23 protein-coding genes and 1 riboswitch are annotated in these 24,551 nt (G+C 64.4%); of the genes, 13 read left to right on the top strand and 10 right to left on the bottom strand.

Going from position 1 to position 24,551, the window contains the following annotated elements:
* Positions 1–1,896 carry a SurA N-terminal domain-containing protein gene (locus ACTJKX_RS24745; protein ID WP_440726861.1) on the bottom strand — a complete coding sequence of 632 codons (1,896 nt, stop codon included), beginning with the start codon at positions 1,894–1,896 and terminating at the stop codon, positions 1–3.
* Positions 1,897–2,261: 365 nt separating this feature from the next.
* Between ACTJKX_RS24745 and tpiA the strand changes: the two genes are divergently transcribed.
* Together tpiA and ACTJKX_RS24735 are read left to right on the top strand one after the other, a co-directional pair.
* Positions 2,262–3,023 carry a triose-phosphate isomerase gene (gene tpiA, locus ACTJKX_RS24740; protein ID WP_311934995.1) on the top strand — a complete coding sequence of 254 codons (762 nt, stop codon included), beginning with the start codon at positions 2,262–2,264 and terminating at the stop codon, positions 3,021–3,023.
* Between the two features lie 47 nt (positions 3,024–3,070).
* Positions 3,071–3,490 (top strand): GNAT family N-acetyltransferase, encoded by a 420-nt coding sequence (locus ACTJKX_RS24735; RefSeq protein WP_440726860.1) that lies wholly within the window; start codon positions 3,071–3,073, stop codon positions 3,488–3,490.
* Between the two features lie 3 nt (positions 3,491–3,493).
* Here the strand turns inward: ACTJKX_RS24735 and ACTJKX_RS24730 are convergent, their stop codons facing one another.
* The 6 genes from ACTJKX_RS24730 to ACTJKX_RS24705 all read right to left on the bottom strand — a co-directional run bounded on the left by ACTJKX_RS24730 (position 3,494) and on the right by ACTJKX_RS24705 (position 9,221).
* Complete coding sequence (locus ACTJKX_RS24730; RefSeq protein WP_440726859.1) at positions 3,494–4,342, bottom strand: ABC transporter permease; 849 nt, start codon at positions 4,340–4,342, stop codon at positions 3,494–3,496.
* An 11-nt stretch (positions 4,343–4,353) separates the two neighbouring features.
* Positions 4,354–5,235 carry an ABC transporter permease gene (locus ACTJKX_RS24725; protein WP_440726858.1) on the bottom strand — a complete coding sequence of 294 codons (882 nt, stop codon included), beginning with the start codon at positions 5,233–5,235 and terminating at the stop codon, positions 4,354–4,356.
* Positions 5,232–6,293, bottom strand: a complete 1,062-nt coding sequence (locus ACTJKX_RS24720) for an ABC transporter ATP-binding protein (protein ID WP_440726857.1) — start codon at positions 6,291–6,293, stop codon at positions 5,232–5,234. The genes ACTJKX_RS24725 and ACTJKX_RS24720 overlap by 4 nt, the downstream gene beginning before the upstream one ends.
* 146 nt (positions 6,294–6,439) lie before the next feature.
* Complete coding sequence (locus tag ACTJKX_RS24715) at positions 6,440–7,624, bottom strand: extracellular solute-binding protein (RefSeq protein ID WP_311934986.1); 1,185 nt, start codon at positions 7,622–7,624, stop codon at positions 6,440–6,442.
* Between the two features lie 22 nt (positions 7,625–7,646).
* The gene (locus ACTJKX_RS24710) at positions 7,647–8,390 is read right to left on the bottom strand and encodes a FadR/GntR family transcriptional regulator (RefSeq protein ID WP_415083992.1); all 744 of its coding nucleotides are present in this window, start codon (positions 8,388–8,390) and stop codon (positions 7,647–7,649) included.
* A gap of 123 nt (positions 8,391–8,513) precedes the next feature.
* Entirely contained in the window at positions 8,514–9,221 is a 708-nt protein-coding gene (locus tag ACTJKX_RS24705) for an ArsR/SmtB family transcription factor (protein WP_440726856.1), read from the bottom strand.
* Between the two features lie 120 nt (positions 9,222–9,341).
* Between ACTJKX_RS24705 and ACTJKX_RS24700 the strand changes: the two genes are divergently transcribed.
* Both ACTJKX_RS24700 and ACTJKX_RS24695 read left to right on the top strand, forming a co-directional pair.
* Positions 9,342–10,277, top strand: a complete 936-nt coding sequence (locus tag ACTJKX_RS24700) for an MFS transporter (RefSeq protein ID WP_440726894.1) — start codon at positions 9,342–9,344, stop codon at positions 10,275–10,277.
* Entirely contained in the window at positions 10,259–10,735 is a 477-nt protein-coding gene (locus ACTJKX_RS24695; protein WP_440726855.1) for a hypothetical protein, read from the top strand. Before ACTJKX_RS24700 ends, ACTJKX_RS24695 begins: the two co-directional genes overlap by 19 nt.
* A 1-nt stretch (position 10,736) precedes the next feature.
* On the opposite strand, the gene ACTJKX_RS24690 is transcribed toward ACTJKX_RS24695, so the two are convergent.
* On the bottom strand, positions 10,737–11,687 hold the full coding sequence (locus ACTJKX_RS24690) for a LysR family transcriptional regulator (RefSeq protein ID WP_311934978.1): 951 nt from the start codon (positions 11,685–11,687) through the stop codon (positions 10,737–10,739).
* A gap of 190 nt (positions 11,688–11,877) precedes the next feature.
* On the opposite strand from ACTJKX_RS24690, the gene uraD reads away from it, so the two are divergent.
* Positions 11,878–12,417 (top strand): 2-oxo-4-hydroxy-4-carboxy-5-ureidoimidazoline decarboxylase, encoded by a 540-nt coding sequence (gene uraD / locus ACTJKX_RS24685; protein WP_311934976.1) that lies wholly within the window; start codon positions 11,878–11,880, stop codon positions 12,415–12,417.
* Between the two features lie 140 nt (positions 12,418–12,557).
* Positions 12,558–13,895, top strand: coding sequence for an MFS transporter (locus ACTJKX_RS24680; RefSeq protein ID WP_440726854.1), 1,338 nt, complete (start codon positions 12,558–12,560; stop codon positions 13,893–13,895).
* A 94-nt stretch (positions 13,896–13,989) separates the two neighbouring features.
* Here the strand turns inward: ACTJKX_RS24680 and ACTJKX_RS24675 are convergent, their stop codons facing one another.
* Both ACTJKX_RS24675 and ACTJKX_RS24670 read right to left on the bottom strand, forming a co-directional pair.
* On the bottom strand, positions 13,990–14,358 hold the full coding sequence (locus tag ACTJKX_RS24675; RefSeq protein ID WP_440726853.1) for a hypothetical protein: 369 nt from the start codon (positions 14,356–14,358) through the stop codon (positions 13,990–13,992).
* A gap of 28 nt (positions 14,359–14,386) precedes the next feature.
* Positions 14,387–15,505, bottom strand: a complete 1,119-nt coding sequence (locus ACTJKX_RS24670; protein ID WP_440726852.1) for a 2'-deoxycytidine 5'-triphosphate deaminase — start codon at positions 15,503–15,505, stop codon at positions 14,387–14,389.
* Positions 15,506–15,596: 91 nt separating this feature from the next.
* Positions 15,597–15,676, top strand: a riboswitch (SAM riboswitch).
* 36 nt (positions 15,677–15,712) lie between these two features.
* Here ACTJKX_RS24670 and ACTJKX_RS24665 point away from each other — a divergent pair.
* The 7 genes from ACTJKX_RS24665 to ACTJKX_RS24635 all read left to right on the top strand — a co-directional run bounded on the left by ACTJKX_RS24665 (position 15,713) and on the right by ACTJKX_RS24635 (position 24,519).
* Complete coding sequence (locus ACTJKX_RS24665; RefSeq protein WP_311934968.1) at positions 15,713–16,921, top strand: O-succinylhomoserine sulfhydrylase; 1,209 nt, start codon at positions 15,713–15,715, stop codon at positions 16,919–16,921.
* A 59-nt stretch (positions 16,922–16,980) separates the two neighbouring features.
* Complete coding sequence (xdhC, locus tag ACTJKX_RS24660; RefSeq protein WP_440726851.1) at positions 16,981–18,069, top strand: xanthine dehydrogenase accessory protein XdhC; 1,089 nt, start codon at positions 16,981–16,983, stop codon at positions 18,067–18,069.
* A 107-nt stretch (positions 18,070–18,176) separates the two neighbouring features.
* Entirely contained in the window at positions 18,177–19,697 is a 1,521-nt protein-coding gene (locus tag ACTJKX_RS24655) for an ABC transporter ATP-binding protein (protein ID WP_440726850.1), read from the top strand.
* Positions 19,687–20,757 (top strand): ABC transporter permease, encoded by a 1,071-nt coding sequence (locus ACTJKX_RS24650; protein WP_440726849.1) that lies wholly within the window; start codon positions 19,687–19,689, stop codon positions 20,755–20,757. The genes ACTJKX_RS24655 and ACTJKX_RS24650 overlap by 11 nt, the downstream gene beginning before the upstream one ends.
* Entirely contained in the window at positions 20,757–21,692 is a 936-nt protein-coding gene (locus tag ACTJKX_RS24645) for an ABC transporter permease (protein WP_394308515.1), read from the top strand. Before ACTJKX_RS24650 ends, ACTJKX_RS24645 begins: the two co-directional genes overlap by 1 nt.
* Positions 21,693–21,764: 72 nt before the next feature.
* Positions 21,765–22,844 carry a BMP family ABC transporter substrate-binding protein gene (locus ACTJKX_RS24640; protein ID WP_311934958.1) on the top strand — a complete coding sequence of 360 codons (1,080 nt, stop codon included), beginning with the start codon at positions 21,765–21,767 and terminating at the stop codon, positions 22,842–22,844.
* 403 nt (positions 22,845–23,247) lie between these two features.
* On the top strand, positions 23,248–24,519 hold the full coding sequence (locus ACTJKX_RS24635; RefSeq protein WP_440726848.1) for a M20 family metallo-hydrolase: 1,272 nt from the start codon (positions 23,248–23,250) through the stop codon (positions 24,517–24,519).
* Positions 24,520–24,551 lie beyond the last annotated feature (32 nt).

The raw sequence follows: 24,551 nt of genomic DNA, 5'->3' as shown, positions 1-24,551 counted from the left end.
TCAGAGGCTGCCGGTGCCGACGACACGGTCGACATTGGTCTGGTTGATGGCCACGCCGAGCTGGTCTTCGACCTTCTTGACATATTCCGTCATCAGGTCCTGGCTGATGCCGGTCGCGAGCTGCTTGGACAGCGCCTCGGTCTGCGGAGCCTTGGCATCGAGCTCGGGGATCACGTTGTCCTCGACATGGAAGATGATTCGATCGGTGCCGTTGGCGGCAAGCGCCGTTCCGAACCCCTTGAGCGGGGTGGCGAACACGGCCGTGACGACCGCCGGGGGCACGGGCTGGCTCTGGCCGTTGCGGGTGAGATCCCAGGCAGGGGTGACCTGCAGGTTCAGGCTCTTGGCTATGTCCTCGAGCGACTTGCCGCCCTGTAACTGGGTCACGAGCTCGTCGGCCTTCTCCTTGAGCTTGGCAACTTTCTGATCGGCGGTCCAGGAAGTGATCACCTCGTTCTTGGCTTCGTCGAGCGTGCGGTCGCGGGCCGGAACTACGCTGTCCAGCGAGAACCACATCAGGCCTTCGTCACGGCCGTCGACGGCTTCGGGATCGGAACCCGGTTCGGCCGTGAAGAGAGCAGGCAGGACCTGGGTGGCGAGCGGGACGGCAACCGGCTTGCCCTCGGCGTCACGGCCCTGGGCATCGACCGGCGGTAGCGTCACGGCCTTCAGCTTGAGCTTGGTGGCGATATCCTTGAGCGGGGCGCCGCCCATGCGCTCGTCTTCGATGGCGTCGCGCAGATTCTTGGCGGCCTCCGATGCGCGTTGACGTTCCAGTTCGCCGCGCAGGACGATCTTGGCGTCGATGATCTTGGTCACCTTGACGATCACGTTGGCGAGATTGCCCTGCACGGCGTCCGACGTGCCGCCTTCCTTCAGCGCGAAGGCGGCGTCCGCGATCTTCTGGTCGCTGAGCTGGCGCTTGGACACGGTGCCCAGATCGATGTCCTCGGGCTTGAGCTTGCGCTCGGTGACAAGGCCCTCGAAGGTGATCTGGCCGGAAGCGATGCGGGCGGCAGCGGCCCTGGCCTCATCCAGCGAAGGGAAGGCGATCTGTTCGACGGTGCGCTGCTCCAGCGCCGCCGAGCCGGCCTTGTCCTTGTCGACGGCGGCCTGGACATCGGCATCGGTGACGGTGGCCCGGCCGCTCAGCTCGGCCGGCGTCACGAGTATGTAGCTCAGGCTGCGCAGTTCCTTGGTGCGGAAGGCAGCCTTGTTCTCGTCGTAATAGGCCTGCAGCTTGGCGGCGTCGGGCGGAGCAATGTCACCCACGCTGCTCTGCGGCAGTACGAAATAGGACGTATTGCGCTTTTCCTGCTCGTAGCGGGCGGCAGCCTGCAGCAGAGCTTGCGGGACTGGGCCGCCGGCCGTCAGGCCCTGGTCGATCTGGCCGCGGACATAGACCTCGCGCTGACGCGCAAAGAACATCTCCTCGTTCATGCCGTTGTTTTCGAGCATCTGGCGAAAGGCATTGGCGTCGAAGACGGGCGGCTTGCCGGGAACGGAGACTTGGAAGTCGGGATCGTTCATCACGGTCCGAACCATGGCTTGAGGGTCGAGGCCGAGCCCAAGCTTGGCGGCCTGAACGTCCATGGCCTTTTCCGAGATCAAGCCGTTGAGAACCTGCTTGTCGATGCCGAAGGTGCGGGCGATGTCGGGGGTGACCGCCTTGCCGGTGGCTCTGGTGATCTGCAAGGTCCGCGAGCGATAGGCTTCGCTATAGGTGTTGGCGGAAATGGCAGATCCGCCAACCGTGGCGACATCGGAATTGCTGCGCCCCTGCAGCCAGCCTTCGACACCCCATAAGGCGAAGCTGCCGCTCAGGAGGAACATGACCCCCGCCGTGATGATCTTGGCGGGTCCCTTGGTCATAACTTCGCGGAATGAGCTCAGCATCGGTGTCTTGGTTCCATCAAGGCAAAGAGATTTTCCAGGTCCGTCTCGGAGAACCCGGGAAACCACGCATCGTTTCTACGCTGCTTCGGGGCCGCATGAACGCTCCGGTAAGGGCACGGCGCACGAAAAGCGGCGCATCATAGGGACGAGCACGTGGCGTCGCAATGGCGCGGCCATGGGTTTCTTGCGACACCCACGCCTTGCTCCATGGGAACGAGGTTGCTAAGCACGCCAGATGAAGTCGGCGCATCGAGGGCGGCCCAAGCAGAGTTTCCCGGCGCAGGCCTCGACAGGCGACAGGATTTCCGAGCCCGCCCTGCCGAGCAGTCTCGGCAATCCTGTTTGACAGAAAGAGGATCAGCAAGATGACAGCAAACCGGCCGCGCCCGCTCGTCGCTGGCAATTGGAAGATGAACGGCCTCACCAAGGGGGTCACCGAGCTCGATGCCATCGCGACCGGTGTCGCAGCCGGCGAAGCCGGTGCCGCCGAGGTGCTGGTCTGCCCGCCCTTTACGCTGGTGTCCCGCTTTGCGGCGCAGGCAGCAGGGCAGCATATCAAGATCGGGGCGCAGGATTGCCACGCCAAGCCTTCGGGCGCCCATACCGGCGACATCTCCGCCGAGATGCTGAAGGATGCCGGCGCGACCTATGTCATCGTCGGCCATTCCGAGCGTCGCACCGATCACGGTGAGACGGATGCGACGGTCAAGGCCAAGGCCGGGGCGGCTCTGCGCGCCGGCCTGGTTGCCATCGTCTGCATCGGCGAGACCCGTGCGGAACGCGAATCGGGCAAGGCCCTGGATGTGGTGGGCAGCCAGCTTGCGGGCTCCCTGCCGGCGGGTGCCAATGCTGCCAATACCGTGATCGCCTACGAGCCCGTCTGGGCGATCGGCACTGGCCTGACGCCCACGGCGGCTGATGTGAAGCAGGTGCATGATTTCATCCGCGCGCGCTTGGTGGAAGCCCTCGGTGAAGAAGGCAATGGCGTGCGCGTGCTCTATGGCGGCTCGGTCAAGCCCTCCAATGCAGCCGAACTGATGGGCGTCGACAATGTCGATGGCGCGCTCGTGGGCGGTGCCTCGCTCAAGGCCGAGGATTTTCTCGGCATCGCCTCCGCCTATCGTTGACGAACATCCGCATCCGCAAGGCGGAGGGGGAGCGGGATTTGAGCTTCATGCTCGGTCTCGGACACCGCCTTGCGGCTGTCATCGAAACCGAGTTGCATGAACAGACCGACATTCGGGCGTTCCAGGATGCCTTTTCCGCTGCCAATCTCAGGGAGCCAGCGGCAGGAAGCCTGAGCCTGATCGCCGAGGATGCCGTCGGTGTCGGTCTCGGATTCCTGCATGCCCTGCCGGGGACTGACGGCATAACCGGCCGGGAGATCGGCTATGTGGCCCTTCTGGCCGTCACCGAGGCGGCCGAGGGCATGGGCGCGGCCAGGCAATTGCTCGCTGCAGCAGAGGACTGGGCACGGCAACAGGGCTATGCCGCCTTGTCCCTCGACGTCTTTGCCAGCAATCATCGCGGCCGGCTTTTCTATGAAAAGAACGGTTTTGCCACCGAAGCCTTGAGGCTGGTCAAGAAACTGTAGGCCTCAGCGGGCAGGGGCTTTCTTTACCCGCGTCACCATCTGGGTCGGGTTGATGAAGCGAAGGGCGATGACCAGCCAGACCAGCGTGCTCAGCATGTAGATGACGGCCATGGCATCCACGGATTGCGGCGCCCTGACCCCGGACGCCGTCACGGCGGCATAGAGCGAGACGACCAGCGTCTGGCTGTCGGAGCCGGCGATCAGGAAGGTCAGCTCGAACATCGCGATGGTGCGCACCAGCACCAGGAGCAGGGCCGCGAGCGCTCCCGGCAGCAGCAGCGGGATCAGCACATGCCGGAACACCGAGCCGGTGCGGGCGCCGAAGACCCGCGCTGCCGCTTCTAGGCGCGAATCGATCTGCTCGACAAAGGGAATCATCACCAGGATGACGAAGGGCAGGGCAGGCACGAGGTTGGCGATGATCACGCCGGCCAGGGTACTGCCGAGCCCTGCCTTGTAGAGAACCGTCGTCAGCGGAATGCCATAGGTGACGGGGGGCACCAGCAAGGGCAACAGGAACAGCAAGGTCGCCAGTTTCTTGCCGGGAAAATCGCGTCGCGCCAGGGCATAGGCGGCGGGAATGCCGATCACGGCGGATAGCATCACCACGCCGAAGACGACCTGGAAGGTGACGAGGAGCACGCCGCCAAGCTGGAACTCCTCCCAGGCCGAATCGTACCAGCGCGCGGTCCAGCCCTGCGGCAGCCAGGTGCCCAGCCAGCGCGTCGAGAAGGAACTGACGATCACCGCTGCGATCACGGCAAGAAGATTGATCACGAAGAAGATGGTCAGCGCCCATACGGCCGTGGACCACAGGCGTTCGGAAAGCGGGCGGGAAATTCGACGGACCATGACCCTGTCTCCTAGCCTTTGCCGCCGCCGGCGGGCCCGCGATAGGCCAGGGAGCGAAGGCCGAGCACGATGGCGATGACGACCAGCAGGATCGCACCCATGATCATGGCGATCGCCGAGGCCATCGAATAGTCGTAGAGCTCGGTGGCGGCCTGATAGGCCGGAATGGTGATGACCCGGGTCGGCCCTGCCGGGGCACCGAGCATCACGGCCGAGGGATAGACCGAGAAGGCCTGCACGAAGCTCAGGCAGAAGGTCACGGCGAGGCCGGGCAGCAACAGCGGCAGGAAGATATGGCGAAAGCGCGCGGCCGGTCTGGCGCCCAGCGTTGCCGCCGCATTCTCCAGGGCCGGGTCGATGCCGGTGACATAGGAGAGCGTCAGCAGGAAGGTGAACGGAAAGCCGGTGATCACCAGCGACAGGAACACGCCCCAGTAATTGTGGACCAGCTTGACCGGGCCAATACCCACCAGGATGAGGGCCCGGTTGAACCAGCCCTGCGGCCCGAGATAGTTGAGCAGCCCCTCGGCCACCAGCACCGTGCCGAGTGTGATCGGCAGCACCAGGATGGTGGTGAGCAGGCGCTGATTGTCGAGCAGGCGGACCCGGAAGGCCACCGGTATGGCGGCAAGCAGGTTGAACAGAGTGGCCGGTACCGCGATCCACAGGGTAGTGGCGATGGTACCGTAGAGCGCGGGATCGCTGAAGAAGGTAATGTAATTGCCGAAGGTCGAGCCATCCTTGGGCTGGAACGACAGCCACAGCCCATAGAAGAAGGGATAGATGAACAGGGCCAGCAGGAACAGCACGGCCGGCAGGGCGAGCAGCGTCACGCCGTCGATGCCGCGTGCGGCGAGGCGTGCCTTCAGGTTGGGGGCAGGCAGGGCGCTCATCGCGCCGCCTCGTTGAAGATCAGCACGCGTGACGGATCGGCCTTCAGATGAACCTGCTCGCCCGGCCGCATGCGCTGACGCGCCCTGAAGAAGAGCTCGTTTCCGGCCGGTCCCCTGGCCGCCCCGAAGAAGGCGTGGCCACGATATTCGCAGATCTCCACCAGGGCGGGGATCCCCTGTTCGCCGGCAATCAGATCGTCCGGGCGAATGGCCGCGATCGCGCTCGGTCCGGCCAGCTCTTCGCGGGCAATGCCCTCGATCCGTTCGCCGGCGATCTCCAGCGTCACCTCGTCAGGGGAGGACGAGACGATCGAACCCGGCAGGCGGTTGCGGAACCCCATGAACTCCGCGACATCCAGCGTCGCCGGTCGTTGGTAGAGATCCTCCGGCGTGCCGATCTGGCGGATCTCGCCGTCGCGCAGCACGATGATGCGGTCGGCCAGCGAAAGCGCCTCGTCCTGGTCGTGGGTGACATAGAGGGTGATCGAACCGAGGCCGGCATGGATGCGGCGGATTTCCTGGCGCATTTCAAGCCGGAGCTTGGCGTCGAGATTGGAAAGCGGCTCGTCCATCAGCACGAGGGGCGGTTCGACCGCGATAGCGCGGGCGATGGCAACGCGCTGCTGCTGCCCGCCCGACAACTGGCCTGGCAGCTTGGCGGCCTGGTCGGTGAGCCTGACCGTTGCGAGCGCCTCGCCGATGCGCGCCGAGGCCGGCCCGCGCGGCACGCCGCGCATGCGCAGGCCGAAGCCGACATTCTCCCTGACGCTCATATGCGGAAACAAGGCGTAGTTCTGGAACACCATGCCGAAGCCGCGATCTTCCGGACCGAGCGTATCGATGCGCCTGTCGTCGAGCCAGATCGAGCCGCGCGTGGTCGGGAGCAGGCCAGCGATGCAGTTGAGCGCGGTCGACTTGCCGCAGCCCGAAGGGCCGAGCAGGGCGATGAATTCGCCGCGTTGAACCGTAAAGGACAGGTCCTTCAAGGCGTTCATGGCGCCGAAGTCACGCCCGACCTTGTCGAGTTTCAAATGGCTGAAATTGCTCAGGGCTGACATCGAACCTGCCGCTGTACCGAGTGGGGTGAAAGCGGGGAGGCCAGGCCAGGTCCTCGATGAGGATCGTAGACCTTCCCCGCAAAGAGCGAAGCCGAGTCCTTCTCGGCTCGAATCTCACTTGGTCCGGATTTCACTTGGTCCGGATTTCACTTGGTTTTGGCAGCACCGATCTGCTTGTCCCACATGTTGAACGCCACCACCATCTTGGCGGGATCCAGCGGGAGTTCGGTGGGAATATCGGTAATCAGCTTTTCATATTCCGGCCTGCCGAACTCGGCGATGGCAGCCTGGCTCTCCTCGGGTGCCATGGACAGCGTGACGTTCTTCACGGCCGGCCCCGGATAGAAATAGCCCTCGTCATAGGTGTAGGCCTGCTGCTCCGGCTTCAGCATGAAACTGATGAGGTCGAGCAGCACTGCAACCTTTTCCGGAGCGAGGCCCGTGGGAATGCAGGCATAATGTGCATCGGTGACCCAGTGGAAGCCCTTCAGGGTCGAGATCGCGGCACTCTTGGGCACCACGCCGAGCACACGCGGATTGATGTCCCAACCGGTGGTAGACACCGTCATGTCGCGTGAGCCCTCGCCGAACTCCTTCATGGTCGCGCCCGTGCCGGTGGGATAATATTCGATGGCCTCCCCCAATTCCTTCAGATAGGCCCAGGTCTTCTCCCAGCCATTGACGGGATCCTTCGGATCCTTGTCGCCGAGGATGTAAGGCAGGCCCATCAGGAAGGTGCGCCCCGGCCCGGAATTGGCGGGGCGGGCATAGATGAAGCGGTTCGGGTTGACCTTGGCATAGGCCAGCAATTCCTCCGCCGTGTTCGGCGGCTGCGAGACGCGCTCGGGTGCATATTCGAGCAGCGGGCCGGATGGATAGTAGGAGACCACGACGCCGGCCCCGTTGGCCAGCCCCTGCATGCGGGCGGCCGGGGCGAGCAGGACGTCATCGAGCTTGGGCAGCGCCGAAGCGAGATCCGGCAGGAGCGGCACCCAGATCTTCTGGTCGAGACCGGCGGACAGCGCGTCCGTGCCGGTGAGGACGAGATCGATGTCGACCCGGCCGGCATCTTGCTGGGCCTTGAGCTTGCCGGGAAGATCCGGTGCCGGAGCCTTGGTGAAGCTGATCTTCGACACCAGTTCCGGCTTGGCCTTGGCGTAGTTCTGGATGGCCTTCTGGGTGAGGGCGAGATTGCCGGCGACATCGACGACGTTGAGCGTGACGGGCGATTTCGGCAGGGCCGGGGTTTCCGCCTTGGCGCCGGCAATGCCGAGGGCCGCAAAGCCGATACCGGCGCCGAGTGCCTGGCGGCGGGTTATCCGAGCAGTCATGACATCCTCCCATTCTTGATTTTCAGCGGCGGGTCGTGCCGCCAGTGGCGTTCCTCGTGTGTGTCGTCGTGCCGTCTTCCGCGGCATCCATCAGGAAATAGGTTTCGACATTGGCGATATGGGCCTGCATGGCCTGGCGCGCGCCGGGACCATCACCCGCGGTGATGGCGTCTCGAATGGCCTGGTGATCGGCCATGTTGGTCCGCAGCTTGGTGGAGTTCTTGGTCAATTCGCCCAGCCGGTCGAAAATGCGCCCGCGCATGTCGCCCCACAGGAGCTCCATCGTCCGGGTGAGAACCGGATTGCCCGTGGCTTCGGCAATGCCCAGATGGAAGGCGCGATCGGCTTCGAAAGAGTCTTCGCCCTTCAGGGATTCCTGCCGGTACCAGGCTAGGGCCTGGTCGAGACGCTCGATGTCCGCCGGCCTGGCCATCTCGGCGGCGGTGGCTGCGATCTCGCCCTCGATGATGCGGCGCGCCGCGAGCAGATCGAAGGCGCTTGGGCCGGCATCGCCGAGTTCGCCGGCGCGCGGCGACCCGTCGGAGACATAGCTGCCCGTACCCGTCTTCACCTCGACGAAGCCGGAAATCTCCAGCGCGATCATCGCTTCGCGCACCACGGGCCGGCTGACACCCAGCTTGCGGGCGAGGTCCCGCTCGGCAGGAAGGCGCGTGCCCGGCGGCAATTCGCCCGAGCGGATGAGCCCGACGACCTGCTCGGCAACCTGTTGAAACAGTCTCTGCGACGCCACGGCCTGAAACGGCATGGTCTTGCCTCGCCGGTCATTCTGTTCGCTTCGAACCTATCACCGGCAGCTCAACATTCAAGTGGCTAGGTGGCCTGACCACATGGCCCAAAGACAGGCATCCATGTTCCGTGACAGGAAGCCCTACGCTGCCAGGCTCGACACGGGATCGATGCCGAGCTGTCGCCTGAGCTCGATCCAGCCTCTGGGCGTGACCTGCACCGCCCGTGATTCCCTGCTGCGGCGCAGCCATCCCAGCTTGCACATCGTGCTCAGCAGATGGACACCGAGGGGGCCGGCAAGGTGATGGCTGCGCTCGGTCCAATCGAGACATTGGCGCGCGAGTCCCCGTGCGGTGGGTTTCAGCGTTGCGACATCGAGGCCGATCGAACCGAACCAGGCGTTGCCGCTGGCCGTGATGCGAAACTGCTTGTCGGCGGCCGGAACGAGATAGCCGTGCTCGACTAGGCCCTGGGTTACTGCCACACCAACCTGTCCAGCCAGATGATCGTAGCAACACCGGCAATGCCGCAATTCGCGCGCTTTGTCACTCATCGCCTTGCGGCGGATTGGCTGCTCCGGTCCGAGCACGGAAAGGTGTTCCAGTGCCTCGGCGACGTCGCCACCCGCCAGACGATAATAGCGATGGCGCCCTTCCGTCTCGACGGCGAGGAGGCCACCGGCAAGCAGCTTGGCCAGATGGGAACTCGCCGTCTGCGGCGCGATGCGGGCGGCATAGGCCAGTTCGCCAGCCGGCAGGGCGCGGCCATCGAGCAGGGCGGTCAGCATCAGCGCACGGGCGGGATCGGCGATCAGCGAGGCAGTGGCGGCAAAATCGGGGATCTCAGGCATGGCGTCCTCATTCTGGAGTGACTATGCACCAATCCGATATGGCATGCTTCGATACCGGCCGAAGCATTCGATGCAAACATGGCGGTAAGAAGGGCCTCCAGCCTATGGAGATTGCCCGGCATGGAATGCATGCACGCGTCGAACCCATCGCACTTGCGCCTGCGCCATCGGAACCTGGCTCTGGTGACATTGTGCTTGGCCGTGCTGATTGCCCAGGTGGATACGGCTGTCGTGAACCTTGCAGTCCGCCGGATCGGGCAAGCCTTCTCATCCGGACTCGACGCGCTGCAATGGGTCGTGGACGGCTATAATCTGGTTTATGCGGTCATGCTGCTGACGGGTGGTTTGCTGGCCGATCTCAAGGGGCGCCGCCTGATCTTCATGGCCGGTGCCGCAATTTTCACCGCAGCATCGCTTCTATGCGCTTTCTCCCCCATGATCGGCGTGCTGATTGCGGCGCGGGCGACAGCCGGCCTCGGGGCGGCGCTGCTGATGCCGTCGTCATTGGCGATCCTGCGCGTCATGTGGCCCGATCAGGCCGAGCGGGGACGGGCCTTGGGGATCTGGGCAGCCTGCAACGGTGTCGCGATGGCGATCGGCCCGACCCTTGGCGGCGCCCTGCTGCATGCCTTCGGCTGGCCAAGCATCTTCCTTGTCGTCGTGCCGATCGGCCTGGCCGCCCTGGTCCTTGCCGCCCTGGTCATCCCTGAATCAGCTGATCCGCAGGAGCGGTATTTCGACGGGGGTGCACAGGCTTTCGGTGCGGCGGCCCTCGGCGGTTTTGCCTTCGCTGCCATCGCAATGCGCGAGACGCCACCAGTCGCCCTGATAGCCGCCTTTCTCGCCATGGTTTCCCTATTTTCTTTTATAACCATCGAGCGAAGATATGGCCATAGGGCAATGGTTCCACTTGATATTTTCGAAAACACAATCTTTCAAGGTATCGTCACGGCAACTGCCGGCATGACCTTCGGCATTTATGGACCCTCTTCCTGCTGCCGCTGTTCTGGCAAGAAGCAGGACGGCTCAGCCCGGCGATGGCGGGCCTTGCTTTGATGCCGATGGCCGCGGTGTTTGTCCTGGTTTCGCCCTTCTCCGGCTTTCTGGGCCGAAGGATCGGTACGCGCATGATGACCGGCGGCGGAGTGGCCATCATCGGTTGCGGCCTGTTGTCGATCGCGGCAGGCGCCCATCATGTCTCGATCCTGCCGGCCGAAATTGGTCTGGCCTTCACCGGCCTCGGCATGGGGATGGCGACCGGGCCCCTGATGGGGGAGGCGGTGGGCGCGGTCGCATCGGCGCGGGCCGGCATGGCTTCGGCGATCATCAACGTGGCGCGCATGGTGGGGGCGACGGTCGGCGTTGCCGTCCTCGGCTCGCTCTATGCCGTTCTCGGCGGTGGGGCGGCCGGATTGGCCGGCGCCATGACCATGGGCGGGCTGGTGCAGATTTTCGCCGCTGCGTCGGCCTGGCGAGCGGCTGCCTTGCGTAAACCCGCCGGCCGACGGGCATAGCCTAGGCCTGCGGCTCCGACCTGGTGGGGCGGGTGGCGTCGATGCTGCTGCGCGAGCGGGCCATGAGGTCGCGCAGCCAGCGATGGGCCGGAGCGTGATGCGACCGCTCATGCCACAATTGATAGAAGGTCATCGCCGGAAAGCGGATCGGTGAGTTGCGGATCGCCAGGGGAAGGAATGCCGAGAAATAACGCGCGAAATGGCGGCTCGTCGTGAAGATGAGATCGGATTCAAGCAGCAGATAAGGTGCCATGCCGAAATAGGACAGGGCCACGGTTCGCTCGCGAACGAGGCGCAGGCGACTCAGATGAGTTTCGACCAGACCGCGATGGGCGACCGAATAGGACACCGGCACGATATGGGCCGCGGCAAGATAGTCGGCCTGGGTGATCGGGCCATGGGCCAGCCGGTGCTGGGCGCCCATGACGCAGACGACCTCGTCCTCGAGCAGGACGGATCGGCGCAGATAGTTCGGCGGTGACGGCCAGTTGCCGATCACCGTGTCGATCTCTCCCTTGGCCAGGGCGCTCTCGAAGTCGAAATCGGGGCCCAGCGCCCGGATGACGAGCCGCACATTCGGCGCCTCGCGTCGGGCCGCTGCGATGACATCCCCCAGAAAGATGGGAGCGAGGTAATCGGGGGATGCAATGGTAAAGCTGTGATTGCTCGCCGATATGTCGAAAGGCGCGGTATCCTCCGCCAGGGCTTCGGCGTCCATCAGCAGCGCCTGGATACGGGGCAGGATCGTCAGAGCACGGTCGGTCGGCACCATTCCGCCGCGTCCGCGCATGAGCAACTGGTCGCCGAAATGCTCGCGCAGCCGGCCCAGGACGAGGCTGACCGCGGGTTGCGACATCTCCAGGCGCACGGCGGTACGCGATACACTGCGTTCGCTCATCAGGATGCAGAAGACGCGAAGCAGGCTGAGATCAACCAACGCATCTTTTTTCATTCATCGTTCCCCGTTCAGGGTTGGCATCCCGGGTTCGCCTCGTCGATGTCGGCCTACTATTATTCGATTTTTCTAATATTGATCATTCATCTCATCAAATTGACCTAATATCTGTCAAGGCGCATGCTTTTTCTCATGGGAATTCGGAAATCTCGCCAAAGAACAACGATGAATCCCGTGGAGCGGCGCCTTGATCGATCTGATGAGCCTGAATGCGGCGAGCCGCGAGGCGTTCACCACCCGGCTGGGACCGGTTTTCGAGAATTCCCGCTGGGTGGCTGAAGCCGTGTGGTCGCGCAGGCCGTTCGACACCATCGAGAACCTGCATGCTGCGATGATGGCGGTTGTGCTCGGCCAGGACGAGGCCAGCATCGCAGCCTTCCTCAACGCGCATCCCGATCTCGCCGGTCGCGAGGCCAAGCAGGGCACGATGACGGCGGAATCGGTGGAAGAGCAGGGAACGGCAGGGCTCGACCGGCTCAGTGCTTCGGAAGTCACCGAGATGGACGAGTTGAATCGCAAATATCGCGCTCGCCATGGCTTCCCGTTCATCGTCTGCGTGCGGCACTACACCAAAGTCGGGATTTTTGCCGAGTTCCGCCATCGCATCGCGCGCCGCAGCGACGACGAGCGGCGCGAGGCGCTGCGGCAGATCGGCTTCATCAGCCGCTATCGGTTGGATGCCTTGTTCCATCGCGAAGCCATGCAGGCCGTAGCGCCCGCCGCCTGACGACGAAAGGTGCCGTCCTTGGACGGGCCCGACGGGCGTGCTGCTGCCGGCTTCGAGGTGGTGCGTTGAATATCGGTGGCGGCGGATCGAAGATCGCCGTCGCAAAGCCGGTCAATCAATAAGATATCTGGGAGAAAACCATGACCGCGAATGCGATGATCGAGCCGGGAGGCGCGATCACGGAAGCTACCTCTCCGCAGGTGGAGGCGCTCTACAAGAAGGTGATCTGGCGCCTGCTTCCCTTCCTGATGTTCCTGTGGGTGCTGGCGTGGATCGACCGCGTCAATGTCGGCTTTGCCAAGCTGACCATGCTCCAGGACCTGCAGTTCAGCGAGACGGTCTATGGCCTCGGCGCTGGTGTGTTCTTCCTTGGCTATTTCTTCTTCGAAGTGCCGAGCAACATGCTGCTCGAGCGGATCGGCGCCAAGCGGACGCTGGCTCGCATCACCATCGGCTGGGGCATCATCTGCGTCTTGATGATGTTCGTCACCAAGCCCTGGCAGTTCTATAGCCTGCGCTTCCTGCTCGGCGTGTTCGAGGCCGGCTTCTACCCCGGCGTCATCCTCTATCTGACTTATTGGTTCCCGTCGCTGCGCCGCGCCAAGGTCTTCGGCCTGTTCATGTCGGCCTCCGCCCTGGCCGGTGTCCTGGGCGGTCCGGTGGCTGGCACCATCATGACCCAGCTCGGCGGCGTGAACGGCTGGGCAGGCTGGCAGTGGGTGTTCCTGCTGGAAGGCATTCCGTCCATCCTGGCCGGCCTGGCGACCCTCTATTATCTGACCGACAAGCCCGAGCATGCCCATTGGCTGAGCGCCGACGAGCGCCAGCTGCTGATCGGCGATCTCGAGCGTGACCGCCAGGCGCTCGGCCATCGCGAGCACGGCGTGTTGCAGTCGCTGAAGAACCTGATCGTGTGGAAGTTCATTGCCATCTTCTTCTGCATCATCATGGCCAATTCCGCGCTGACCTTCTTCGGCCCCACCATCGTGCGGGAAGTCGGCTTTACAAATCCGGCCACGGTGGGCTGGATCATGGCGGCGATCTATGCCTGCGGCGCCGCCGGCATGATCTCCAACGGCATCCATTCCGACCGTGCCAATGAAGTGCGCTACCATTGCGGCCTGGCGGCTCTGGCCGGCGCAGTCGGGCTCACCGTCCTCGGCTTCGTGGTGCCCGGCAGCGCGCCGATCGCCTTGCTGGCCCTGGGGTTGGCCGTGGTCGGCACCATGTCGGCGATCCCGGTGTTCTGGCAGATGCCCAACCACTTCCTGGCTGGTTCGGCTGCCGCCGTCGGTATCGCCCTGATCAATTCGGTGGCCAATCTCGCCGGCTTCGGCGCTCCCTATCTGATGGGCTATCTCAAGGATGCCGGTGCCATATCGAACGGCCTGTGGATCGTCGCAGTGGTCGAGGCGGCCACCTTCCTGCTGATCGTGAAATTCGTTGCGTCCTTCGAACGGCGCTCGAAGCCGGCCTGAGTCCTCCCAGAGCCGGAAACTCGTGAAGGGCGGCCCGGCGAGCCGCCCTTTTTCTTGGCTGTTTGCCGGATGCCTCAGGTGCCTGTGCCGACCTTCACCTACGCTTGGCTTGCGGCCTCTCGGCAAGGAATTCGACCTTCGCCGTGCCGCTCTTGAACTTTCGCGCGGCGCCCTCGCAGACACCGGGTCCATAAGTCTGCGGGGTCGAGGAGAACTGCTCGTTACCCGTGACATTGGCGAGCGGGCGGTTGCGCAGGGCAACCATCGCCCGCTCGAACTTGGCCCTTTTGTCAGGCCGGATCTGAAATTGAGCGGGACAATCCCGAACGATCCGAAAGGAGAAGGCAGCAGCGCCGATTTCCTCGCAACTGAAGCCACCGAAGCACTCCATCGCTCGCGCCTGCGCAAGCGGGAACAGCAAGACACAAAGTGCGGCGGTGGTCGCGACGACAGAGTTCTTCATGGCACCACCCTTGCGCCGGCGTCGTGGCTTACCGGAAATGCTTCGACAGCTTCAGCGCCTGGCCCTGATAGTTGGAGTTGAGGCCGGCGCCGTAGAGGATCTGCGGGCGCTCGAGCATGCGCTCATAGATCAGGCGTCCGACGATCTGGCCGTCCTCGACGATGAAGGGGACTTCACGCGAGCGCACTTCGAGCACGGCCCGCGCTGCCTCCATGCCGTCGGGCGAGTAGCCAAAGCCTGGATCGAAGAAGCCGGCGTAATGCACCCGGAATTCGCCCACCAGCGGGTCGAACGGCACCATTTCGGCGGCGAATTCCGGCGGCACATGCACGGCTTCCTTGGAGGCCAGGATGTAGAACTCGTCCGGGTCGAGGATCATGTCGTTCTTGCCGCGATGCGGGATCGGCTCCCAGAAGTCGAGGAGATCGCAGGCCGCGCGCTTGTCGACATCGATCACGGCGGTATGGCGCTTGGCGCGATAGCCGATGATGCCGTCGCCGAAGCCGGTGAGGTCGACGGAGACGGCGACGCCGCCGGCAATGTCCGGATCGGGCGAGGAGACCAGGCCCATGCGGCGCTGCAATTCGCGCAAGGCGGCATCGTCGATGCGGGCTTCGCCGCGGCGGAAACGGATCTGGCTGAGGCGCGATCCCGTCCTGACCAGCACCGGGAAGGTGCGGGGGCCGATCTCGGCATAGAGCGGGCCGTCATAACCGGCCTCGACCTGGTCGAAGGCGCGGGCATGGTCAGTGATCACGCGGGTGAAGACATCGAGGCGGCCGGTCGAACTCTTCGGATTGGTGGAGGCGAGAACGCCATCCGGCATCTTCAGGCTTTCCAGCAGGGGCACGATATAGACGCAGCCCGTTTCCAGCACGGCGCCTTTGGTCAGGTCGATCTCGTGCAAGGCGAGGTCGGCAATGCGCTCGGCCACGGTGCTGCGTGGCCCCGGTAGGAAGCTCGCCCGCATGCGGTAGGCCCTGGCGCCCAGGCGCAGGTCGAGGCTGGCCGGCTGGATCTGGTCCGTGGCCAAGGGCTGCTCGATGCGGACGGCGCCCGCCTCGACCAGCCCGGCAATCGCCTGGGAGGGCAGAATGCCATGGCTATGCAGGATGCCTTGAGAATGCAGGATGTTCGCGGACGGCATGGCTCTCGCTTTTTGCTGCCAGTTTTGGCGTATCTTGGTCTTGCTAGACGAAACCATGCATTGACGCCATCGGGGAGTAGGTCTACTCAACAGTCTTCGTCGTGGTGGATTTGGGCCGGCCGGCTTGCAGCCACGTAAAACAACTCGCTAAAGGGCCGTGGGAAAGAGCGCTGGCGCTCGACTTGCGGCTATTCAGGATTGCCGCAGATGACCAAGCCTTTGACTTCAGCACCTTCCACCCGGGAATTGCAGCCGGCCACCCGGCTCGTGCATGCCGGCACGCTGCGCTCGCAATATGCCGAGACCTCGGAGGCGTTGTTCCTCACCCAGGGATTCGTCTACGAAAGCGCCGAGCAGGCGGAGGCCCGTTTCAAGGGTGAGGATGCCGGCTTCATCTATAGCCGCTTCTCCAATCCCACCGTGGCGATGTTCGAGCAGCGCATGGCGGAACTGGAGGGAGCCGAAGCTGCCCGCGCCACCGCCTCCGGCATGGCGGCCGTTACCGCGACCCTGATCGGCCAGCTCAAGGCCGGCGACCACGTCGTCGCCGCCAAGGCCCTGTTCGGCTCCTGCCGCTATGTCATCGAGGAACTGCTGCCGCGCTTCGGCGTGACCTCGACCCTGGTTGATGGCACCGAGCTGGCCCAGTGGCAGGCGGCGGTTCGGCCGGAAACCAAGGTGTTCTTCCTGGAAAGCCCGACCAATCCGACACTCGAGATCCTCGACATCGAGGCCATCGCCAAGATCGCCAAGAGCGCCGGTGCCACGCTGGTGGTGGACAATGTGTTCGCCACGCCGCTGCTGCAGAGCCCGCTTAAGCTCGGCGCCGATTGCGTGGTCTATTCGGCCACCAAGCACATCGACGGGCAGGGCCGGTGCCTTGCCGGTGTGATCCTGGCGTCGGAAAAGTTCATCAACGACCACATCCATACCTATCTGCGCCAGACCGGCCCCTCGATCTCGCCCTTCAATGCCTGGGTGATGCTCAAGGGCCTGGAGACACTGGAACTGCGCGTCGAACGCCAGATCGCCAATGCGGTCAAGGTTGCCGATGCCCTCGCTGGCCACGCGGCCGTCGAGCGCGTGATCTATCCCTTCCGCGACGACCATCCCCAGGCCGAACTCGCCCGCCGCCAGATGAAGGCCGGCGGCACGCTGGTGACCTTCGAGGTTAAGGGCGGCAAGGCGGCGGCGTTCAAGGTTGCCAACGCCTTGAAGATCACCCGCATTTCCAACAATCTCGGCGACACCAAGAGCCTGATCACCCATCCCTCGACCACCACCCATCAGCGCTTCGAGGAAGATGCGCGCCTGGGCATGGGCATCCGCCAGGGCATGCTGCGTTTCTCCGCCGGCATAGAGAGCGCCGACGACCTGATCGCCGACTTTGCGCAGGCCCTCGACAAGGCCCTGTAATCGGGGGGCTTTAGACCAGCCTGGAAGTACCGTACCTCCCGGAGGAGCCTGGGCTGGTCTTGAAGACCAGCCCACAAATGGGCTTTGGCGCGATCATCCCGAAGCGTTATCATGCCTGTGCCAAAACCGGCATGCATGCGGGCAGAGCGATGGGGATCTTCGCGACGCTGAAGGCCATGGTCGAGCGGGACGGGCGCGCCGTGCTCGTCACCATCATGGACGTGCGCGGGTCAAGCCCACGCGAAGCAGGCACGCGTATGGCCGTGCGGGCAGACGGCGCCTTTTCCGGCACGATCGGCGGTGGCACGCTGGAATGGCAGGTGCTCGCCGAAGCGCAGGCGCTGCTTTCGGCTCGGGAGGGACGCCGCATGCGCTCCCTGGACAAGGCCCTGGGACCGGACCTCGGCCAATGCTGCGGCGGCCGGGTCAGCCTGATGCTGGAGCGTCTGGAGCGGGACGATCTCGCCTGGCTGAACGAGCTTGCGACGCCGGCGGGCGGAACCTCCATCAGCATCGGCATGCCGCATGAGCGAGGCGGCTTCATCCGTCGCCGGGCCAGCGATGCCGAGGCACAGGCGCTACCCGCCGAAACGGCCAGCCGCTTCCTGCCGGACGGGCGCCTGCTCGAAAGGCTGGATCCCACAAATCCGTCTGTCTATCTGTTCGGCGCCGGTCATGTCGGCCGGGCTCTGATCCTGGCGCTGGCGCCTCTGCCGATCGACGTGGTCTGGTGCGATGCCCGGCCCGACGCCTTCCCGAGCCATGTGCCGCAGCATGTCGTGCTCCGCCGCGATGCCGAGCCCGAGCATATCCTGGTCGGTGCGCCTGACCATGCGCGTATCGTGGTGATGACGCATAGCCACGCGCTCGATCTTGCCATCGTTTCGTCGGCTCTGGCGGCGGATCGCTTCGCCTATGTCGGCGTGATCGGCTCACAGACCAAGCGGGCTCGCTTCGTCTCGCAATTGCGGCAGGCGGGCCTGGCAGAACGACTGATCGAAGGCATGATCTGCCCGCTCGGAATACCCGGCATCGAAGGCAAGGAGCCGGCGGTGATCGCGGCTTCCGTCGTGGCCCAGATCTTGCAATTACCCCGTCAGGCCGGCAGCCGGATGTCGGTCCTGAAAGGCCATCGGCGTCTCGGCTAGTCCCGGTACGCCGCTGAGTTGGGGAAAAGCTGCGTTACCATGCCTGAACTCTTCGCATCTGCCTTATTTGCGCCTATGAATTGGGCACGTCCATGAATGTGGCAGCAATGGCAGACGCTCACACGCCCCTGATCGAAGCGAGGGGTATCGTCAAGATCTTCGGCGCGCTGAGAGCGAATGACGGCATCGATCTGAAGATCATGCCGCATGAGATTCATGCTTTGCTGGGCGAGAACGGTGCCGGCAAGTCGACCTTCGTCAAGATTCTCTATGGCCTGCTCCAGCCCAACGAGGGGCAGCTCTTCTGGCAGGGACAGCCGATCCAGTTGCCGCGCCCGGCGGCGGCTCGCGCCGTGGGCATCGGCATGGTGTTTCAGCATTTCTCGCTGTTCGACAATCTCAGCGTCGCCGAGAATGTTGCCCTGGCCCAGCCCCCGGGCACGAAATTGCGGGATGTCGAGGAAGGCATCGCGGCGGTATCGGCGGCCTATGGCCTGCCGCTCGAACCGCGCCGGCCGGTGCATACGCTTTCGGTGGGGGAGCGGCAGCGCATCGAGATCGTACGCTGCCTGATGCAGAACCCCAAGCTGCTCATTCTCGACGAGCCGACCTCGGTGCTGACGCCGCAGGAGGCCGACCAGCTCTTTCTCACCCTCGAACGCATCACCGGCGAGGGGAGGGCGGTGCTCTACATTTCCCACCGGCTGGAGGAGGTGAAGCGCCTGTGCCAGACGGCGACCGTGCTGCGCCATGGCAAATTGGTGGCGACTTGCGACCCGCGCAGGGAAACCGCCGCCAGCCTGGCACGCATGATGGTGGGCGCCGACGTCGCCATGGTCGAGCATGGCCGCCTGGCCAACCGTAACGGCCCCGTGCGCCTGGCGCTGAAGGGGCTGAATCTTCAGGCCGAGGACCTGCATGGCACGACGCTGAAGGAGATTACGCTGAATGCCCGGGGCGGCGAGATACTCGCCATTGCCGGTGTGGCAGGCAATGGCCAGAGCGAACTCTTCGCGGCCATCTCCGGCGAGAGGACGGTGGCCCCCGAGGCGGTGGCTGTCGACGGCAAGCCCGTCGGTGCGCTCGGCGTCACCGAACGCCGGCGCTTGCGCGCCGCCTTCGTGCCGGAAGAACGGCTCGGCCATGCGGCGGCGCCACGCATGACCCTCTCCCAGAATGCGCTGCTGACCGGCCATGCCGCCAGTGGGCTGGTGTCCTACGGCATGGTCGACATGCGCAAGGCCTCGGCCGAGGCAACCAGGATCTCCGGCACGTTCGACGTGCGCAAGGGCAAGCCGGATCCCGAGGCCGGCTCGCTCTCCGGCGGCAATCTGCAGAAATTCGTGGTCGGCCGCGAGATGCTGCGCGAACCCGGCGTGCTGGTGGTGAACCAGCCGACCTGGGGCGTGGATGCCGGTGCGGCCGCGTTGATCCGACAGGCCCTGATCGATCTGTCGCGGCGCGGTGCGGCGGTGGTGGTGATCAGCCAGGACCTCGACGAGATCTTCGAGGTGGCCGATCATATCGCGGTGATGCATCACGGCCGGCTGTCCGCACCGGAGCCCGTATCGGCCATGAGTCTGGAGAGGATCGGGTTACTGATGGGGGGCGCCGATCATGCGGATTGAACTCGAAAAGCGGGCCGAGCGCTCCATAAGCATGGCCTTGGTCTCGCCTCTCATTGCCATCCTGCTCACGGTGGTTTCGGCGGCCATCATCTTCGCGCTCTATGGCAAGGCACCCGGCGAGGCGCTCTATGTCTATTTCATCAAGCCGCTGACCGGCCTGCGCACCGCTCAGGAACTCGTGGTGCGCGCGACGCCCCTGGTGATGATCGCCGTCGGCCTGTCGCTCTGCTACATCTCCAACAACTGGAACATCGGCGCCGAAGGCCAGTACATCATTGGCGCCACGGTGGGCGGCGGCATCGCCCTGCTGTTCCAGGGCCAGACGCCCTTCTATGCGGTGCCGCTCATCCTCGTCGGCGGCATCGCCGGTGGTGCGCTGTGGGCCCTGATCCCGGCGGTGCTGAAGACGCGCTTCAACACCAACGAGATCCTGACCAGCCTGATGCTGGTCTATATTGCGGACAAGATTCTCGATTATTGCGTGCGCGGTCCCTGGCGCGACCCGGCTGGGCTGAACTTCCCGCTCACGGCCAATTTCGACAATACGCTGCCGGCGCTGTTCCGGCGCAGCCCGATCCATCTCGATTCCATCTTCGCGCTGGTGGTGGTGGCGGCTGCCGCCCTGCTGTTGTGGCGCGGCCTCAAGGGCTTCGAGATCCGCCTGCTCGGCCAGGCGCCGCGCGCCGCCCTGTTCGCCGGCTTCTCGCCCAAGCGCATGACTTTGTTCGTCTTTGCGGTGTCGGGCGGCCTTGCCGGCCTTGCCGGCATCAGCGTGGCCGATGGGACGATGGGCCTCCTGCAGCTTCCCTTCGCCAGCGGCTACGGCTTTAGCGCCATCATCGTCGCCTTTCTTGGCCGGCTCAATCCGGTGGGCATCCTGTTGTCAGGCCTGTTGCTGGCACTGTCCTATCTCGGCGGCGAGGCGGCCCAGATCGCACTCAAGGTACCGATCGGCATCACCAGCGTGATCCAGGGCCTGCTGCTGTTCTACGTGCTCGCCTGCGACACGCTCATCCTCTACCGCATCCGTTTCGTGCGCGGCGCAGTCAAGGTGGCCTGATGAATCTCACCGAAGCGATCATCCTCACCATCATCACCTCCTCGACCCCCTTCGTGCTCGCCGGCATCGGCGAACTGGTGGTGGAGCGCTCCGGCGTGCTCAATCTCGGGGTCGAGGGCATGATGATCATGGGCACGGTCTCGGGCTTTGCCATTGCCTACATGACCGGCAGCGCCCCGCTCGGCTTCCTTGCGGCGATCATCGCCGGCATGGTCTTTGCGGCGCTCTTCGCCTTCATGACCCTGGGGCTCGCCGCCAACCAGGTCGCCTCGGGCCTCGCTTTGACCATTCTCGGCCTGGGCCTCTCCGATCTCCTCGGTACCGGCTTCGTCGGGCTCAACCGCGCCAAGATCCCCTCGCTCGACATACCCGGCCTGAGCGACATCCCGGTGATCGGGCCTGTCGTGTTCGGCCAGGACGCCCTGGTCTACCTGTCGATCGCGCTGGTCGCCGCCGTCTGGTGGTTCCTCTATCGCAGCCGCGGCGGCCTGATCCTGCGGGCCGTCGGCGAGAACCACGTCTCGGCCCATGCGCTGGGCTATCCCGTCCGGCTCATCCGGTTCGGGGCGGTGCTGTTCGGCGGGGCCTGTGCCGGCCTGGGCGGCGCCTATCTCTCTTTGGCCGACACGCCTTTCTGGGGGACGGGCATGACGGCCGGCCGCGGCTGGATCGCCCTGGCGCTGGTGGTGTTCGCGTCCTGGCGCCCCTGGCGGCTGCTACTGGGCGCCTATTTCTTCGGGGCGATCTGGATCGGCAATCTGCACATGCAGGCGCTGGGCGGCTCGCTGCCGCACTGGCTGGTCTGGCCGCCGCAATTCTGGACGGGCTTGCCCTATCTTGCGACGGTGATCGTGCTGGTGATGATCTCGGCCGGCAAGGGGCGGCGCGGCGTGGCGCCGGGTTCGCTGGGCACCGCTTTCGTGCCCGATCGCTGATTTCCACTTCCGCCGGGCATGGGCCATGGCCCGGCGTTTCGATCCGTATGGCCCGCCATGAGGGGAAACTCGATGAAAAAAACGATATTGGCAGCCCTGGCCGTTTGCGGCCTCATGGCCGGTGCCGGGGCGACCTCGGCCAGCGCCGAGGAGAAGCTCAAGGTGGGCTTCATCTATGTCGGCCCGGTTGGTGATTTCGGCTGGTCCTACCAGCACGATGTCGGGCGCAAGGCGCTGGTGAAGGCCCTCGGCGACAAGGTCGAGACCACTTATGTCGAGAGCGTCCAGGAAGGGCCGGATGCCCAGCGCGCCATCGAGAACCTCGCCGACTCCGGCCACAAGCTGATCTTCACCACCTCTTTCGGCTATATGGACCCCACCATCAAGGCCGCCAAGAACTTTCCGGATGTAAAGTTCGAGCACGCCACCGGCTTCAAGCGGGCCGAGAATGTCTCGACCTATGCCGGGCGCTTCTATGAAGGGCGTTATGTGGAGGGCGTGATCGCCGGCAAAATGTCCAAGAGCGGCATCGTCGGCTATGTCGCGCCGTTCCCGATTCCCGAAGTGATCTCGGGTATCAATTCCTTCATGCGCGGCGCCCAGTCCGTACGTCCGGACATGAAGATCAAGATCGTCTGGACCTCGAGCTGGTATGATCCCGGCAAGGAAGCGGATGCTTCCAAGGCATTGATCGCGCAGGGCGCCGACATCCTGGCGACCCATACCGACAGCCCCGCCGCCACCCAGGCCGCGGCCGAGAAGGGCATCAATTCCTTCGGCCAGGACTCGGACATGATCGCCTTCGGCCCGAAGACCCAGCTCACCGCCATCATCAATCACTGGGACGACTATTACATCGAGCGCACCAAGGCGGTGCTGGACGGGACCTGGAAGTCGGAAGACACCTGGGAAGGCCTCGACAAGGGCATGGTCAAGATGGCGCCCTACACCAACATGCCCGACGATGTGAAGAAGCTGGCAGAAGAAACCGAAGCTGGGCTCAAATCCGGCAAGATCCATCCCTTTACTTGCCCGGTGGTGAACCAGCAGGGCGAGACGGTGGAATGCAAGGGGGGCGACAAGCTCGATGCCTCGCAGATCCTCGGCATGAACTGGTACGTCAAGGGCATCGACGACAAGTTCCCGAACTGATTGGCCATTGCGTGCGCAGGCATCGACGCTTGCGCGCGCATTGATCCACGACCTGTCCGGTCCCCGCGCCCAAAAAGGGAACCCGGAGCGCAATGCGGTTCACTCAAGCGTCTTCGAGTTTGCATGACCTTTGTCATTGCCGGGCTTGACCCGGCAATCCAGCTTCCCGGCCGGTTGTCGGGGCGGCTTCTGGATAGCCGGGGCGAGCCTGGCTATGAAAAATCTGAGCGGTTCCTGCATCGGCGAACCGCAGTGGGACCCGAGCGGCTTTTTCTGTTAGTCACAAGCTGACCTATCGGAATGCCCTGCTGACGAGGCCGACCCATCCCATGCCGTTTGACCGTGCCAGGCTCGATGCCATCCCCTATCTCCTGAACCTCCGGCAGACAGGGGAGCCGATGCGATGATCGAACGGGCGATGGCGTTGGGCCGCGAGGCCGAAGGCATGATCCGTACCCTGGCGATGATCAGTGCCGAGGATGGGCGCCTGACGCGTCTCTACCTCACTCCCGAGCACCGGCAAGCGGCGGACCTCGTGGCTCGCTGGATGACGGAAACGGGACTGGAGGTCAGCGAGGATGCGCTCGGCACGGTTCGGGGCCGGCTGGCGCCGTCATCGGGAACGCGCAATGCCGTGCAGCGGCTGCTGATCGGCTCGCATATCGACACGGTGATCGATGCCGGCGCCTATGATGGTACATTCGGCGTCATCGCCGGTATCCTGGCAACCCGCGAGATGGTCCGCAAGCATGGCGCCATGCCCTTCGGCATCGACGTCCTCGCCTTCGGCGACGAGGAGAGCTCTCGCTTCGCGACGACGTTGCTCGGCTCCGAGGCCGTGGCAGGGCGCTTCGATCCGGCAGTCCTGCAGATCGAATCCAGCGACGGCGTCAAGCTGGCGGATGCCCTGCGGCTCTATGGCAAGGATCCGGACGCCATTCCCTCGGCCGCTTATGAGCCCGGCGAGGCGGCGGCCTATGTCGAGGTTCATATCGAGCAGGGCCCGGTGTTGGAGGAGGCCGGCGAGGGGCTCGGTGTCGTGACGGCGATCGCCAGCCAGATACGCTATTCGGTGACGGTCGTGGGCGAAGCCGGCCATGCCGGTACGGTCCCGATGGCGCTGCGGCGGGACGCCTTTTCGGCTTGCGCCGAAATGGCGCTTGCGCTCGAACGCCTTGTCGCAAGCCATGCCGATGATTTCATGGTCGGCACCATCGGCAAGCTGAGCCTGTCGCCCGGTGCCTCCAATGTCATTCCGGCCCGTATCGTATTTACGGTCGATCTGCGCTCCCAGAGCGATGCCAGGCGTGTGGAAGCGATGAGCGCCTTGCGCGCGGAGTTCCTCGCCATCGCCGAACGACGCGGCGTTTCGACCTGGATCGAGCAGACCTATGAGGCCAAGGCGGAGCCCTGCGATCCCGCGCTTCAGGCCGGATTTGCGGCAGCGATCGCTGCCCAGGGCGGCAAGGCAATTCATTTGCCGTCGGGAGCGGGGCATGACGCCCAGTCGCTGGCTGCCCTCTGTCCGATCGGCATGCTGTTCGTACGCTGCCGCGGCGGCATCAGCCACAATCCTGCAGAATTCACCTCCATTCGCGACATGGGACTGGCCGTGATGGCCCTGATCGATTTTATCGAGAAGTTCGACCCCCTGCAGGAGTCGGCGAAGAATTGAGGGGTACTGCCGGGTCATATGAAAAGGCCAAA

The organism is Labrys sp. 22185 (assembly GCF_052045555.1).
Taxonomy (GTDB): domain Bacteria; phylum Pseudomonadota; class Alphaproteobacteria; order Rhizobiales; family Labraceae; genus Labrys; species Labrys neptuniae.
This window is presented reverse-complemented; position numbering and strand designations above follow the sequence as displayed.

Excerpts from the sequence above, each read along its gene's own strand:
- ACTJKX_RS24730 (WP_440726859.1), bottom strand. The coding sequence starts at position 4,342 with ATGGTCCGTCGAATTTCCCGCCCGCTTTCCGAACGCCTGTGGTCCACG.
- ACTJKX_RS24640 (WP_311934958.1), top strand. The coding sequence starts at position 21,765 with ATGAAAAAAACGATATTGGCAGCCCTGGCCGTTTGCGGCCTCATGGCC.
- ACTJKX_RS24715 (WP_311934986.1), bottom strand. The coding sequence starts at position 7,624 with ATGACTGCTCGGATAACCCGCCGCCAGGCACTCGGCGCCGGTATCGGC.
- ACTJKX_RS24700 (WP_440726894.1), top strand. The coding sequence starts at position 9,342 with ATGGAATGCATGCACGCGTCGAACCCATCGCACTTGCGCCTGCGCCAT.
- ACTJKX_RS24745 (WP_440726861.1), bottom strand. The coding sequence starts at position 1,896 with ATGCTGAGCTCATTCCGCGAAGTTATGACCAAGGGACCCGCCAAGATC.
- ACTJKX_RS24705 (WP_440726856.1), bottom strand. The coding sequence starts at position 9,221 with ATGCCTGAGATCCCCGATTTTGCCGCCACTGCCTCGCTGATCGCCGAT.
- ACTJKX_RS24655 (WP_440726850.1), top strand. The coding sequence starts at position 18,177 with ATGGCAGACGCTCACACGCCCCTGATCGAAGCGAGGGGTATCGTCAAG.
- ACTJKX_RS24665 (WP_311934968.1), top strand. The coding sequence starts at position 15,713 with ATGACCAAGCCTTTGACTTCAGCACCTTCCACCCGGGAATTGCAGCCG.
- ACTJKX_RS24725 (WP_440726858.1), bottom strand. The coding sequence starts at position 5,235 with ATGAGCGCCCTGCCTGCCCCCAACCTGAAGGCACGCCTCGCCGCACGC.
- ACTJKX_RS24650 (WP_440726849.1), top strand. The coding sequence starts at position 19,687 with ATGCGGATTGAACTCGAAAAGCGGGCCGAGCGCTCCATAAGCATGGCC.
- ACTJKX_RS24690 (WP_311934978.1), bottom strand. The coding sequence starts at position 11,687 with ATGAAAAAAGATGCGTTGGTTGATCTCAGCCTGCTTCGCGTCTTCTGC.
- tpiA (WP_311934995.1), top strand. The coding sequence starts at position 2,262 with ATGACAGCAAACCGGCCGCGCCCGCTCGTCGCTGGCAATTGGAAGATG.
- ACTJKX_RS24735 (WP_440726860.1), top strand. The coding sequence starts at position 3,071 with ATGCTCGGTCTCGGACACCGCCTTGCGGCTGTCATCGAAACCGAGTTG.
- ACTJKX_RS24635 (WP_440726848.1), top strand. The coding sequence starts at position 23,248 with ATGATCGAACGGGCGATGGCGTTGGGCCGCGAGGCCGAAGGCATGATC.
- ACTJKX_RS24720 (WP_440726857.1), bottom strand. The coding sequence starts at position 6,293 with ATGTCAGCCCTGAGCAATTTCAGCCATTTGAAACTCGACAAGGTCGGG.
- ACTJKX_RS24645 (WP_394308515.1), top strand. The coding sequence starts at position 20,757 with ATGAATCTCACCGAAGCGATCATCCTCACCATCATCACCTCCTCGACC.
- ACTJKX_RS24675 (WP_440726853.1), bottom strand. The coding sequence starts at position 14,358 with ATGAAGAACTCTGTCGTCGCGACCACCGCCGCACTTTGTGTCTTGCTG.
- ACTJKX_RS24680 (WP_440726854.1), top strand. The coding sequence starts at position 12,558 with ATGACCGCGAATGCGATGATCGAGCCGGGAGGCGCGATCACGGAAGCT.
- ACTJKX_RS24695 (WP_440726855.1), top strand. The coding sequence starts at position 10,259 with ATGGCGGGCCTTGCTTTGATGCCGATGGCCGCGGTGTTTGTCCTGGTT.
- ACTJKX_RS24670 (WP_440726852.1), bottom strand. The coding sequence starts at position 15,505 with ATGCCGTCCGCGAACATCCTGCATTCTCAAGGCATCCTGCATAGCCAT.
- ACTJKX_RS24710 (WP_415083992.1), bottom strand. The coding sequence starts at position 8,390 with ATGCCGTTTCAGGCCGTGGCGTCGCAGAGACTGTTTCAACAGGTTGCC.